This window comes from Burkholderia sp. MSMB1459WGS, assembly GCF_001534535.1.
In the GTDB taxonomy this organism is placed as follows: domain Bacteria; phylum Pseudomonadota; class Gammaproteobacteria; order Burkholderiales; family Burkholderiaceae; genus Burkholderia.
Window position 1 is genome coordinate 19,355 of record NZ_LPMU01000012.1, and the last position, 12,077, is coordinate 31,431.

Here is a 12,077-nt window from a genome sequence, read left to right on the forward strand (position 1 = left end):
CAACCGGAGTTCCTCATGCAACGTGTACCGAACCAGCCGTTCGCGCGTCCCGCGCGCTTTTCCGAAGCCGAATGGCAGGCGCGTGTGCAGCTCGCGGCCGCCTACCGCATCTTCGACACCCTCGGCTGGACCGAGCTGATCTACAACCATATCTCGCTGCGCGTGCCGGGCGAGGACGGACATTTCCTGATCAACCCGTTCGGGCTCCATTACCGCGAGGTGTGCGCGTCGAATCTCGTGAAGATCGACATCGACGGCAACGTGATCGGCCATGCCGACTGGCCGATCAATCCGGCCGGCTTCACGTTCCACAGCGCGATCCATGCGGCGCTGCCCGATGCGCACTGCGTGATGCACGTGCATACGACGCCCACGATGGCCGTGTGCTGTTCGCGCGACGGGCTGTCGTTCTCGAATTTCTATTCGGCGCAGCTGTACGGGAAGGTCGCGTATCACGACTTCGAAGGCATCACCGTGCATCTCGACGAGGGCCGGCGTATCGTCGAGAGCGCGGGCGGGCGGCCCGTGCTGCTGCTGCGCAACCACGGGCCCGTGACGATCGGCGCAACCCTCGCGCAGACGTTCTCGCTGATGTGGCTGCTCAATCGCGCGTGCGAGGTGCAGATCGCGACGCATGCGATCGGCGATGCGCTGCCGATTGCGCCGTCCGTGCTCGAAGGGTGCGTGCGCGATTCACTGAATTTCGATCCGAAGCATGGCGCGGGACAGGACGCGTTCGACGCGCTGCAGCGTCTCGTCGACCGGATCGATCCGGGCTATCGCGCGTGACGCGGGCGGCGCGCCCGACGCGTGCGCCCGGCTAGAACCGGTAGCCGAGGCCGGCCTGGATCACGTCGGTGTCGCGATCGTAGCGCGTGACCACGCGGTTCCACGTGATGCGCGTGAGCCAGCGCTCGGAAATCCGGTAACTGGCCGAGATCGACACGATGCCGGAGAGCCGGCCGTCGCCCGGGCCGGGCTGGCCTTCGCGGTTGCGCTGGTTGACGGTGAAATACGCGCCGGCGCCCGCCGACAGCGTGGCCTTGTCGTTCAGGAACGCGCGCGTGAGCCACAGCTCGGACGCGATCCCGTTGCGGCGGACCGCCTGCTTCGCGCCTTCGTACATCCACGTCGCGGTCCAGTCGATCGAACGCGTGAGGCCGCGCCGGTATTCGACGCTGCCGCCGAGTGTCGAAGGCGACGAGCGGCTGTTGAGAATCGTCTCGCCGAGCATCGCGGTGACTTCGTTGTTCGTAACCTTGCGCGTGCGCGGCAGCGCGGCGTCGCGCGGGCCCGGCGTGTCGGGCGCGTCGAGCTGGTAGCCGACGCCGAACATCACCGACGTCGTGTCGGGCCCGCTGAACACCTGTGCGCGGTTGACCTGAAGCTGCGCAATCCAGCGGTGCGACGTGTAGTACGCGGCACGCACGCTCATCAGCACGCCCCAGCCATGGGTATTCGAGTAACCGCGGCCTTCGGCGGCCGGAACCGTGTCGAAGTAGCGATACGGGCCCGCGCCGGCCGACAGCACCAGGCGGCGATTCTCCAGCGGCATGCGGCCCCAGAATTGCACCGCCTGGCCATCGCGATGGTGATTCGGAATGTGCCCTTCGTTGTACCACGTGAAGCCGAGCGCGGTGTGCGGGCTCAAGCCTTCCTGGTAATCGAACGCCCACGTATACGTGCGTTGGCCGCCGCCCCACAGTTGGCCGGCGAACAGCGAGAATTCCTGCGCGTCGACGGGCGCGCCGTAGAGGGCGGCGGCGGAGCAGAGACCCGCCAGCAGCGGGCGGACACGGACGGGGCGGGGCGGGCAGGGCATCGGGAGACGGGCCGGCACGGTTCACTTCCAGTCACGACAACATGCGGCATTTTCCTGCGCGGGAAAACACGTGTCGACCCGGGTTCGCGCAATAACGTATTACACGTATCGTGACAACCTGCTGGGTACGCGATCCGGTTTCGGCAACTGTCCGCACGCGCACTTATCGCGACTCGCGTGGGACGAAAAACGATTCGTCCTGCTTGGTATTCTGGAAAGGGCGCATGCGTGCGCGGCGCGCCGCTTGCCGCAGGACACACGAAAAAAACGCGGCCGGGCGGCCGCGTGAATACTCGCAGACTCCTTCGGACGAAGGAAACAAGCAACTGTGAAACGAAGTGTAGCGAAAGGCCGTGCGCGGATTCAGCGGGCATGCTGCAAAGGTGTCTTCCAGGTTTCGGCAGGCTGCCCGGATCGACCGCAATCGACTACCATCCAGTGACGCGCCGCCGCCGGGGCGGCGTACCACGTCGTACAAGGAGAATCCATGCTCAAGCTGCGTTTGCTCCAGGTCGCGTTGTTCGCGGGCGTGCTGGCCGCCGGCGGCGCCGCCGCCGAAACGGTGCGCCTGTCCGCCAGTCTGCAGCCATCGAGCGAAGTGCCGCCGACGGCGACCAAGGGGTCGGGCGCCGTCGCCGCCACCTACGACACGGCCACGCACATGCTGCAGTGGACGGTCACTTACGAACACCTCACGGGGCCGGCCACCGCCGCGCATTTTCACGGGCCCGCGCCGGTCGGCCAGAACGCCGGCGTGCAGGTGCCGGTTCCGAAGGACGAGCTGGCGAGCCCGATCAAGGGTTCGAAGGAACTCACCGATGCGCAGGTCACCGACCTGATGGGCGGCAAGTGGTATTTCAATATTCATACGAAGGAGCACCCGTCCGGCGAGATCCGCGGCCAGGTGATGCCGGCGAACTGAGCGCCGACGTTTGATATAGAGGCACTTGTCGAGCGACGCGGGAACGTTCGCACGTACCATCGTCACATTGCGATGACGGAGTGCGTCCGATGAGTTGGCAAAGCAAGTTCGCCTGCTGGCTGCTGCGCTGGCAGTTTCGTCCGGAAACCACGCGCGAGGTGCTCGACCCCGCGCGTGCCCGGCGCTTTACCGACCTGCGGATGATCGTGCCGCGCCGCGCGCCGTCGGGCTACCGGCTGCGCCAGTGCTACGGCGCCGGCGACGCGCCGCTGCGCGGCGAATGGCTCGAACGCACCGACGCGGGCGCGGCGCGCGAGCCCGGCCGCATGCTGCTGTATTTCCACGGCGGCGGTTACTACTTCTGTTCGACGAAAACCCACCGGCCGTTGGTGTTCGGCCTGACGAAGCGCGCGGGCGTGCGTTCGTTCTCGCTCGACTACCGGCTCGCGCCCGAAAACCGCTTCCCGGCCGCGCTCGACGATGCGCTCGCCGCATACCGGCAACTGCTGGCGCTCGGCACGCCGCCCGAGTCGATCGTATTCGGCGGCGATTCGGCGGGCGGCGGCCTCGCGCTCGCGACGCTCGTCGCGCTGCGCGATCGCGGCGAGCCGCTGCCGGCCGGCGCGATCCTGTTCTCGCCGTGGACCGACCTGGCCGGTACCGGCGGCACGATGCGCGGCAACGACGGCCTCGACCCGATGTTCGCGGCCGCAGCGCTGCCGAAGGCCGCGAAGCTGTATCTCGGCGACGAGTCGGCAACCCATCCGTACGCATCGCCGCTCTATGCGGATTTGGCGGGCCTGCCGCCGCTGTACATCCAGGTCGGCAGCACCGAGGTGCTGCTCGACGATTCGCGGCGCGTCGCCGAGAAGGCGAAGGCGGCCGGCGTGGCGGTGGAGATCGAGGTGTGGCCCGACATGCCGCACGTGTGGCAGCTGTACGCGCCGATGGTGCCGGAAGCGCGCGACGCGCTCGACCGCGCGGCCGCGTTCCTGCGCCGCGTCGCGGTCGAGCGCGCGGTTCAGCGCGTCGGCGAGGCGTCGATCGCCTGATAGGCGGCCTTGACCGCCACCGAGCCGTACTTGCGTTCGAGCCGGCGCACGGTGAAATGGCCGTGCGCCATCTGCTGGAAGTGGTCGATGAACAGCGTGTTGACGGTCGCGCCGAGCACGGCGCCGATCGCCGGGATCGACTTCGCGGCCATCTGCTCGGTCACCTGCACCGAGAAGCGCGACGCCACCGTCTGCACGAGCTTGAACACGGCCGCCGAGCTGTGCGCGGCGATGCCTTTCGCCGTGATGTCCGACGACGCCTTCGAGATCGCCTGCGCGAGCGCGCCGCGCAGCACGAAATAGCCGAGATCGGCGTCCTCCTCCTGCTTGTCCGGGTTGCCGCCCATGCCGAGCACGGCCAGGCATTGCAACTGCGTATCGACCGACGTCAGGTTCTCGCCTTCGCTACGCGCGATGTCGCACACGGAGCGGAAGATCAGCGTGGTCGTCACCGGCAACTCGACCGGCAGCGCGAGAAAGCCGAACGCGCCGCCCGCCGCGCCGGTCGTCGCGACCGCGAGCTTGTGCAGCAGGTTGCTGGGCTTCTCGGGCTCGGCGTCCGGCGACGGCGGCTTGCCGAGCGTGCGCAGCGCGATGTTCAGGCACTTGCGCAGCGCAAGCTGCGTCGCATCGTTGATCTTGCCGGTCGCGAAATCCGGCAGCCGCGCGATCATTTTCTCGACCGGCGCGCCGAGCACGCCCGTCAGCTTCATCGTCAGCGACGGGCTTTCCAGCACCTGTTTCGCGCGCCGCAGCGCGTCCCGATCCTCCGGCGACAGCGTCGCGGCGGGGGTGATTGAAATCGGTTCCATCTTTCTCCTTGGCGTGAACGAGGCCCTGAACCATCGCCGGCCTAGATTACTCCGGCATGCTACAATTTTGAGATAATTTGACTCGGCAAAAGTTGCATCGACAAAAAATGGCCGTCCATACTGCCGCCCACCATTCGAGCGGGCAAGTCCTGCCGTTCCGCGAATCGCTGCTGGCGATGATCGGGATCTCGTTCGTCACCATGCTGGTCGCGCTGGACCAGACGGTCGTCGGCACCGCGCTGCCGACCATCGTCGCCGAACTTCGCGGCTTCGACCTGTACGCGTGGGTCGCGACCTCGTACCTGCTCAGTTCCGTAATCACGGTGCCGATCTTCGGCCGGCTCGGCGACTATTACGGCCGCAAGCCGTTCGTGATCGCGTCGATCGTCGTGTTCACCGGTGCGTCGGTGCTCTGCGGGATGGCCAACGACATGCTGTACCTCGTGCTCGCGCGCGGGCTGCAGGGCATCGGCGGCGGGATGCTGGTCGGCACCGCGTTCGCATGCATTCCCGACCTGTTCCCCGATTCCGTCGTGCGGCTGCGCTGGCAGGTGCTGATGAGCTCCGCGTTCGGCATCGCGAACGCGGTCGGCCCGTCTCTCGGCGGATTTCTGACCCAGTCGTTCGGCTGGCGCTCCGTGTTCTACGTGAACTTGCCGATCGGCATCCTGTCGCTGATCTTCGTGTGGCGCTACCTGCCGCACCTGCGCCACGTCGAGCACGATCGCAAGATGCGGCTCGACTGGCCGGGCGCGCTGCTGATCGCGCTGTCGCTCGGCGCGCTGCAACTGTTCGTCGAATGGCTGCCGAAGTACGGCGTCGCGAGCTGGGCGTCGCTGCTGCTCGTCGTCGCGGTCGCGGCCGGCGTCGGCCTGTGGCACTGGGAGAAGCGCTGCGCGCAGCCGATCCTGCCGTTCGACATGTTCGGCAATCGCGCGCTGTCGGCGCTGTTCGTGCTCGCGATCCTCGCCGGTTTCTCGATGTTCTCGCTGCTGTTCTACGCGCCGCTGCTGTTCCAGGGCGGCTTCGGGATGTCGCCGAAGGAGGCCGGGCTCGTGATCACGCCGCTCGTCGTGTTCATCACGATCGGCAGCATCATGAACGGCCGCGTCGTCACGCGCATCCGTCATCCGAACACGATGCTGCACGTCGGCTTCGTGCTGTTCGCGCTCGCATGCGCGGGCGTCGTCGTGGCGACCCACACGACGCCGGCCTGGGTGCTGATGGCGCTGATGGTCGCGGGCGGCATCGGGCTCGGCTTCGTGCTGCCGAACCTCACCGTGTTCGCGCAGCAGACGGCCGGCCGCGAGCACCTCGGCATCGCGACGGCGCTGCTGCAGTCGCTGCGGATGGTCGGCGGGATGCTCGGCACCGCGCTCACGGGCACGCTCGTCAACCAGATGTATTCGAGCGGCGTGCGCAGCGCGCTGTCGGCCGACCACGCGATGCAGTGGCACGCGCGGCTCGCCGATCCGCAGATCCTGATCGATCGCGCGGCGCAGGGCGGTCTCGTCGCGGAATTGACGCGTGCCGGGCATAATGGCGCGCTGCTGCTGGAAGCGGCCCGCGAATCGCTGGTCGGCGCGATTCACCTGGGTGTCGCGATGGCGGCCGTCGTCGCCGTGGTGTCGGTATGGCAGTGCCGCCGCGTGCCGCCGATCGCGCTGCGGCGCAAGATCGAACCGCACGTCGCGGCCGATTGACCGATCGGGCGATCGAGCGATTCGACGACTCAACGATTCACCGGAACGAAATCAGCGCATGGAAGAACAGGACCGCGTCGCGATCTTGCAGCAATTCGGACGCACGTATCGCGCGTTCATGACCGCGTTCGAAGCGCACGTCGGGCAACCGATGCCGCGCTGGCGCATCATGGTCGCGCTGCACACGATGGACGGGCATTCGTCGCAGAAGAAGCTCGTCGAAGTGCTGCGCATCGATCCGGGCGCACTCACGCGCCAGCTGAAGTCGCTCGACGCGCTCGGCTGGATCAAGCGCGAATCGGACGCGCGCGACAACCGCGTGACCAACGTCACGCTGACGGACGCAGGCCGCGCGGCGTTCGATGCCTGCCTGCCGCGCCGCAAGGCGTTTCTCGAACAGACGATGGCGCAACTGCCGGACGACGTGCTCAATGCGCTGTCGGGGGCGCTCGCGATGCTGGAATCGCGGATCGCGGACGTCGGGTCGACGCCGGTCGTGCGTTGACGTGCGGCGCCGGGCGGCACGTCAGTGCCGCCGGCCGCCGCTTCGTTTCCTTCCGATCGAGTGCAGGTTTACAGTTCGATGCGCGTGCCGAGCAGCGCGAGGAACTGCGCAAGCCACGCCGGATGCGCGGGCCACGCGGGCGCGGTGACGAACGGCGCGTCGGTCACGGCCGCGTCGACCGGGATGTCCGCGTATTCGCCGCCCGCGAGCTTCACCTCCGGCGCGCAGGCCGGGTACGCCGAAATGCGCTTGCCGCGGATCACGTCGGCGGCCGCGAGCAGTTGCGCCGCGTGGCAGATCGCCGCGATCGGCTTGCCGGCTTCGGCGAACTCGCGCACGAGCGAGATCACCTTCGGATCGAGTCGCAGGTACTCCGGCGCACGGCCGCCCGCGATCGCGAGCGCGTCGTAGCGCGCCGCATCGACGTCGTCGAACGCCGCATTCAGCGTGAACTGATGGCCGGGCTTCTCGGTGTAGGTCTGGTCACCCTCGAAATCGTGGATCGCGGTCTTGATCTTGTCGCCCGCGCGCTTGCCCGGGCAGACTGCGTCGACGTGGTGGCCGACGGCCTGCAGCGCCTGGAACGGCACCATCGTTTCGTAGTCTTCGGCGAAATCGCCGGTCAGGAACAGGATCTTCTTCGCGGCCATGGCTTTCTCCAGTGAAGCAGCGTTGAAGGCCCGGTCGCGCCGTGCACGACGGCGACGACGGGCCCCGAGGACGAAAGCGCAGTGTACTCCGGCAGATTGAAGCGCGCGTGACGGCCGCCCCGCACGGAGCGGCAGGGCGGCGCCGCGCGCGGCGTGCGTCAGAAGAAGGTTTCGACGACTTCCGTCACGCGGAATTGCGGATCGAGCACGAGCACCTGGCGCCATTTGTCGAACGTCAGGCACGGATGCGAGATGTCGAACGCGACCATGTCGCCGACCTTCACGTCCGCGCCCGGCGGAATCTGCAGGTACGCGTGCTGATCCATCATCCCGGTGACGGCCCAGCCTTCGGCGGCGGCGACGTCGCGCGGCGCGGTGTCGCGGCCCGGACGGAAGTGGCGCGCCGGCTCGGGCAGGCCCGCGTCGAACGCCGCATCGCGCTTGCCGAGTGCGACGATCGCACGATCCTGCTCCGGCACCGACTGCACGTACGCCCACAGCTGCAGCGCCGGCAGCAGCCCTTCGCCCATCGAGCGGGCGATCGGATTGCGCGCGAACACGTCGGTCTGTGCCTTCTTGTAGATGCCGACATCGTGCGTCAGGTAGCAGCCCGGCCGCAGCACGACTTCCGCGAAGCCCGCGTCGGACGCCTTCTTGAATTCTTCCGCGACCACGTCGTACCACGCCGAACCGGCGCCGGACAGGATCGCCGGCGTGCGCGCGAAGCGACCGGCTTCGGCCAGCTCGCGCGTGAGCGCGACTGCCTGCTGCAGGAATGCGCGGATCTCGCCTTCCTCTTTCAGCACGCCTTCATAGAGTTCGATGCCGGCCAGCTTCAGCGTGTCCGGATAGCGCGCGATCGCGGCCAGCACGGCCTCGCGTTGCGCGGCGTCGCGTACGCCCGCGCGGCCGCCCAGCACGCCGAGCTCGATCAGCACGTTCAGCGATTTCTTCGCGTCGCCGAAGAAGCGGCCGAGCTGATCGACGCTGTCCGCGGAATCGACGAGACAGAAGAATTCGAAATCGGGATCGGACAGCAGCCCCGCGATGATCGTCATGTTCTGGCGGCCGATCAGCTGGTTCGCGAGCAGCACGCGCCGCACGCCGCCGTGATACGCGGCCTGCGTCTGGTGCGCGGTCGCGAGCGTGATGCCCCACGCGCCGGCGTCGAGCTGGCGGCGGAACAGTTGCGGCGCCATCGTCGTCTTGCCGTGCGGCGCGAACTTGACGCCGTATTTCTGTACGAACGCCTGCATCCAGTTCAGGTTGTGCTCGACGCGATCCGCGTAAAGCACGGCGGCCGGCAGGCTGACGTCTTCCGCGAGCAGGTTCCATTCGAGCCGGCCCGCGTCGCCGAGCGGCACGCTCGCGCTCGGCAGATTGCCCAGGCCCTTGCCGAACGGATCGATCGTCGCTTCCTGATAGTTTGTAACTTTCATGTCATCCCGCTCCATCATCACTATGCATTGCACTGAAGTTGACATGCAGATGGTACAGAAAGTAGCATCGGCGCGGTGATGTTATTTAATAACATCCGGCTTCGCACCCTTTTCCGCCGATGAATACGCCTGCTTCCCCGTCCGCTTCGCCCGCGGCCGAGCCCCATCCGGCTCAGGCTGCCCCGCCGGTCCTCGACATCGTCGCGCGGATCGCCGAATGCGCGCCCGAGTTGCGCGAAGCCGAGCGCAAGGTCGCCGCGTTCATCCTCGCCGATCTGGCGCGCGCCGCGCATGCGAGTATCGGCGCGCTCGCACGCGACGCGGAGGTCAGCGTCGCGACGGTCACGCGTTTCGCGAAGGCCGTCGGCTGCCGCGACGTGCGCGAGCTGAAGGTGCTCGTCGCGCAGGCGGCGGCCGTCGGCCAGCGCTTTCTGGTGCCGTCCGACGACGCGCTGGCCGACGACACGAGCCCCGCGTCGATGGTCTACGACGAGATTCGCGTGGCGCTCGCGCACAACCACCAGCTGCTGCGCAACACGTCGTTCGACGCGGCGGCCGACTTGCTCGCCGGCGCGAAAATGACCTACGTGTACGGGCAGGGCGGCGGCTCGACCGCCCTTGCCGACGAGCTGCGCTTCCGGCTCGTGCGGTTCGGCCGGCCGGTCGCGAGCTACCAGGACAGCCTGCTGCAGCGGATGGTGGCCGCGACGCTGGCGGGCGACACCGTCGTCGTCGCGTTGTCGGTGAGCGGGCGCGTGCCCGAGCTGCTCGAGAGCTGCCGGCTCGCGAAGCGCTACGGCGCGAAGCTGATCGCGATCACCGCGCCGGCGTCGCCGCTCGCGACGCTCGCCGACCATCTGATTCCCGTCGTCGCATTCGAAACCGATTTCATTTACAAGCCTTCGACATCGCGCTACGCGATGATGATGGCGATCGACGTGCTCGTCACCGGCGTCGCATTGCGGCTCGGCGATGCGGGCCGAGAATCGCTGCGCCGCATCAAGCACGCGCTCGATGCGCACCGCGGCGGCGGAGACCGTCAACCGGTAGGAGACTGACCATGCATTCGCATCCCGAAGCGGCCGATACGCTGATCGTCGGCGCGCAACTGTACGACGGCACCGGCGCACCGCCCGTCACGCGTGACGTCGCGATCCGCAACGGCCTGATCGCGGCGATCGGCAACCTGTCGAACTGGCTCGCCGAGACCGTCGTCGACGCGAACGGCCGTGCGCTGGCGCCGGGTTTCGTCGACGTGCACACGCACGACGACACGCACGTGATCCGCGCGCCGGAGATGATTCCGAAGATCTCGCAGGGCGTGACGACCGTGATCGTCGGCAACTGCGGGATCAGCGCCGCGCCGGTGACGCTCGCGGGCGATCCGCCCGACCCGATGAACCTGCTCGGCGAGCGCGGCGCGTTCCGGTACCCGAGCTTCGCCGCTTACGTCGCGGCCGTGAACGATGCGCGCCCGGCCGTAAACGTCGCGGCGCTCGTCGGCCATACGGCGCTGCGCAACAACCAGATGGACCGCCTCGACCGTGCGGCGACCGATGGCGAGATCGCCGGCATGCGCGCGCAGCTCGAGGAGGCGCTCGCGAACGGCGCGCTCGGCCTGTCGTCGGGTCTCGCATACGGCTCCGCGTTCGCCGCGCCGACCGAGGAAGTGATGGCGCTCGCCGAGCCGCTCGCCAAGGCCGGCGCGCTGTACACGACGCACATGCGCACCGAATTCGACGCGATCCTCGATGCGATGGACGAGGCCTATCGCGTCGGCCGCCACGCGCAGGTGCCGGTCGTGATCTCGCACCTGAAATGCGCGGGCCCGTCGAACTGGGGGCGCAGCACCGAGGTGCTCGCGTCGCTCGACGGTGCGCGCCGCTACCAGCCGGTCGGCTGCGACTGCTATCCGTACAGCCGCAGTTCGTCGACGCTCGACCTGAAGCAGGTGACGGGCGATATCGACATCACGATCACGTGGTCGGAGCCGCACCCGGAAGTCGCGGGCAAGCTGCTGAAGGCGATCGCGGCCGACTGGGGCGTGACCGAGCAGGAGGCCGCGCAGCGCATTCGCCCGGCGGGCGCCGTGTACCACAACATGTCCGAGGACGACGTGCGCCGGATCCTGTCGCATCCGGCGACGATGGTCGGCTCCGACGGGCTGCCGAACGATCCGCTGCCGCATCCGCGGTTGTGGGGCGCGTTCCCGCGCGTGCTCGGCCACTACGTGCGCGACACGAACCTGCTGCCGCTCGAGGAGGCGATCCGCAAGATGACGTCGCTGTCCGCGCGCCGCTTCGGGCTCGCGCGCCGCGGCGAGGTGCACGTCGGCTACCACGCCGATCTCGTGCTGTTCGATCCGGCGCGCGTGATCGACGCCGCGACGTTCGACAAGCCGCAACAGCCCGCGCACGGGATCGACGCCGTGTGGGTGAACGGCGTGCTGACTTATGAAAACGGCCAGCCGACCGGCGAGCGCGCGGGCGGTTTCGTCGCGCGCGGCGAGCGCGTGCCGGCCAGTGCCGATGCGGCGTTCTGAACGCTCGCATTCCGATCTTCCATGCGCGCCGCAGCAGCCGGCGCGCGCATCCGCAACCGAGCGTTGCATGGGACCGGAGTAGGCGCCGAAGCGCCAACTCGGGTCGACAAACGAGGAGTGAAACGATGAAGCGATATGGCGTAGGCGAAGCGAAGGGGACTGGCGGCCAGGTGATGCCGTTCGCGCGGGCGGTGGAGGCAGACGGCTGGCTATACGTGTCGGGCCAGACGCCGATGGTGAACGGCGAGGTCGTCGAAGGCGGGATCGTCACGCAGTCGAAGCAGGCGATCGAGAACGTGATCGCGATCCTGAAGGAAGCCGGCTACGGCCTCGAGCACGTCGTGCGCTGCGGCGTGTGGCTCGACGACGCGCGCGATTTCGCGTCGTTCAACAAGGTGTTCATCTCGTATTTCGGCGAGAACCCGCCGGCGCGCGCGTGCGTGCAGTCGAGCATGGTCATCGACTGCAAGGTCGAGGTCGATTGCATCGCTTACAAGGCGCCGGCGAAGTAACGCGGCGAGGGCGGTTCGTTGTGCAACGGGGCCGGCGCATGGATGTGCGCCGGCCCCGTTGCGTTGAGGCGCTTTCGATGGATTTCTGATTTATCGCCTTTCCTGCGCAAAGAACAAC

General features: G+C 67.9%; 12 protein-coding genes. 8 read left to right on the forward strand and 4 right to left on the reverse strand.

The window, feature by feature from the left end:
• Window positions 1-15: 15 nt before the first annotated feature.
• The gene (locus WT97_RS05105) at window positions 16-789 is read left to right on the forward strand and encodes a class II aldolase/adducin family protein (RefSeq protein WP_059789097.1); all 774 of its coding nucleotides are present in this window, start codon (window positions 16-18) and stop codon (window positions 787-789) included.
• A gap of 31 nt (window positions 790-820) precedes the next feature.
• Here the strand turns inward: WT97_RS05105 and WT97_RS05110 are convergent, their stop codons facing one another.
• Window positions 821-1,822 (reverse strand): hypothetical protein, encoded by a 1,002-nt coding sequence (locus tag WT97_RS05110; RefSeq protein ID WP_059789084.1) that lies wholly within the window; start codon window positions 1,820-1,822, stop codon window positions 821-823.
• 487 nt (window positions 1,823-2,309) lie between these two features.
• Between WT97_RS05110 and WT97_RS05115 the strand changes: the two genes are divergently transcribed.
• A complete protein-coding gene (locus WT97_RS05115) occupies window positions 2,310-2,744 on the forward strand; it encodes a CHRD domain-containing protein (RefSeq protein WP_059789083.1) in 435 nt (144 codons plus the stop codon).
• A gap of 89 nt (window positions 2,745-2,833) precedes the next feature.
• Window positions 2,834-3,796, forward strand: coding sequence for an alpha/beta hydrolase (locus WT97_RS05120; RefSeq protein WP_059789082.1), 963 nt, complete (start codon window positions 2,834-2,836; stop codon window positions 3,794-3,796).
• Here WT97_RS05120 and WT97_RS05125 read toward each other — a convergent pair.
• Complete coding sequence (locus WT97_RS05125; RefSeq protein ID WP_059504420.1) at window positions 3,766-4,608, reverse strand: EcsC family protein; 843 nt, start codon at window positions 4,606-4,608, stop codon at window positions 3,766-3,768. The two genes, WT97_RS05120 and WT97_RS05125, sit on opposite strands and share 31 nt — an antisense overlap.
• 107 nt (window positions 4,609-4,715) lie before the next feature.
• Here WT97_RS05125 and WT97_RS05130 point away from each other — a divergent pair, with 107 nt between their 5' ends.
• Both WT97_RS05130 and WT97_RS05135 read left to right on the forward strand, forming a co-directional pair.
• Window positions 4,716-6,311 (forward strand): MDR family MFS transporter, encoded by a 1,596-nt coding sequence (locus WT97_RS05130; protein ID WP_060353087.1) that lies wholly within the window; start codon window positions 4,716-4,718, stop codon window positions 6,309-6,311.
• A 58-nt stretch (window positions 6,312-6,369) separates the two neighbouring features.
• Window positions 6,370-6,816, forward strand: a complete 447-nt coding sequence (locus WT97_RS05135) for a MarR family winged helix-turn-helix transcriptional regulator (RefSeq protein ID WP_060032120.1) — start codon at window positions 6,370-6,372, stop codon at window positions 6,814-6,816.
• Window positions 6,817-6,884: 68 nt separating this feature from the next.
• Here the strand turns inward: WT97_RS05135 and WT97_RS05140 are convergent, their stop codons facing one another.
• On the reverse strand, window positions 6,885-7,466 hold the full coding sequence (locus WT97_RS05140; protein ID WP_006487930.1) for a DJ-1/PfpI family protein: 582 nt from the start codon (window positions 7,464-7,466) through the stop codon (window positions 6,885-6,887).
• 158 nt (window positions 7,467-7,624) lie between these two features.
• Window positions 7,625-8,905, reverse strand: coding sequence for an amino acid deaminase (locus WT97_RS05145; protein WP_060353088.1), 1,281 nt, complete (start codon window positions 8,903-8,905; stop codon window positions 7,625-7,627).
• A 119-nt stretch (window positions 8,906-9,024) separates the two neighbouring features.
• On the opposite strand from WT97_RS05145, the gene WT97_RS05150 reads away from it, so the two are divergent.
• The 3 genes from WT97_RS05150 to WT97_RS05160 all read left to right on the forward strand — a co-directional run bounded on the left by WT97_RS05150 (window position 9,025) and on the right by WT97_RS05160 (window position 11,959).
• Window positions 9,025-9,963, forward strand: coding sequence for a MurR/RpiR family transcriptional regulator (locus tag WT97_RS05150; protein ID WP_059789080.1), 939 nt, complete (start codon window positions 9,025-9,027; stop codon window positions 9,961-9,963).
• Between the two features lie 2 nt (window positions 9,964-9,965).
• Window positions 9,966-11,447: an amidohydrolase family protein gene (locus WT97_RS05155; RefSeq protein WP_059504430.1), complete on the forward strand. Its 1,482-nt coding sequence runs from the start codon at window positions 9,966-9,968 to the stop codon at window positions 11,445-11,447.
• A gap of 125 nt (window positions 11,448-11,572) precedes the next feature.
• Window positions 11,573-11,959, forward strand: a complete 387-nt coding sequence (locus tag WT97_RS05160) for a RidA family protein (RefSeq protein ID WP_006497391.1) — start codon at window positions 11,573-11,575, stop codon at window positions 11,957-11,959.
• Window positions 11,960-12,077: the final 118 nt, after the last annotated feature.

Bases quoted from the DNA above. Each gene is read 5' to 3' on its own strand.
- WT97_RS05105 (WP_059789097.1), top strand. From the start codon at position 16: ATGCAACGTGTACCGAACCAGCCGTTCGCGCGTCCCGCGCGCTTTTCC.
- WT97_RS05110 (WP_059789084.1), bottom strand. From the start codon at position 1,822: ATGCCCTGCCCGCCCCGCCCCGTCCGTGTCCGCCCGCTGCTGGCGGGT.
- WT97_RS05115 (WP_059789083.1), top strand. From the start codon at position 2,310: ATGCTCAAGCTGCGTTTGCTCCAGGTCGCGTTGTTCGCGGGCGTGCTG.
- WT97_RS05120 (WP_059789082.1), top strand. From the start codon at position 2,834: ATGAGTTGGCAAAGCAAGTTCGCCTGCTGGCTGCTGCGCTGGCAGTTT.
- WT97_RS05125 (WP_059504420.1), bottom strand. From the start codon at position 4,608: ATGGAACCGATTTCAATCACCCCCGCCGCGACGCTGTCGCCGGAGGAT.
- WT97_RS05130 (WP_060353087.1), top strand. From the start codon at position 4,716: ATGGCCGTCCATACTGCCGCCCACCATTCGAGCGGGCAAGTCCTGCCG.
- WT97_RS05135 (WP_060032120.1), top strand. From the start codon at position 6,370: ATGGAAGAACAGGACCGCGTCGCGATCTTGCAGCAATTCGGACGCACG.
- WT97_RS05140 (WP_006487930.1), bottom strand. From the start codon at position 7,466: ATGGCCGCGAAGAAGATCCTGTTCCTGACCGGCGATTTCGCCGAAGAC.
- WT97_RS05145 (WP_060353088.1), bottom strand. From the start codon at position 8,905: ATGAAAGTTACAAACTATCAGGAAGCGACGATCGATCCGTTCGGCAAG.
- WT97_RS05150 (WP_059789080.1), top strand. From the start codon at position 9,025: ATGAATACGCCTGCTTCCCCGTCCGCTTCGCCCGCGGCCGAGCCCCAT.
- WT97_RS05155 (WP_059504430.1), top strand. From the start codon at position 9,966: ATGCATTCGCATCCCGAAGCGGCCGATACGCTGATCGTCGGCGCGCAA.
- WT97_RS05160 (WP_006497391.1), top strand. From the start codon at position 11,573: ATGAAGCGATATGGCGTAGGCGAAGCGAAGGGGACTGGCGGCCAGGTG.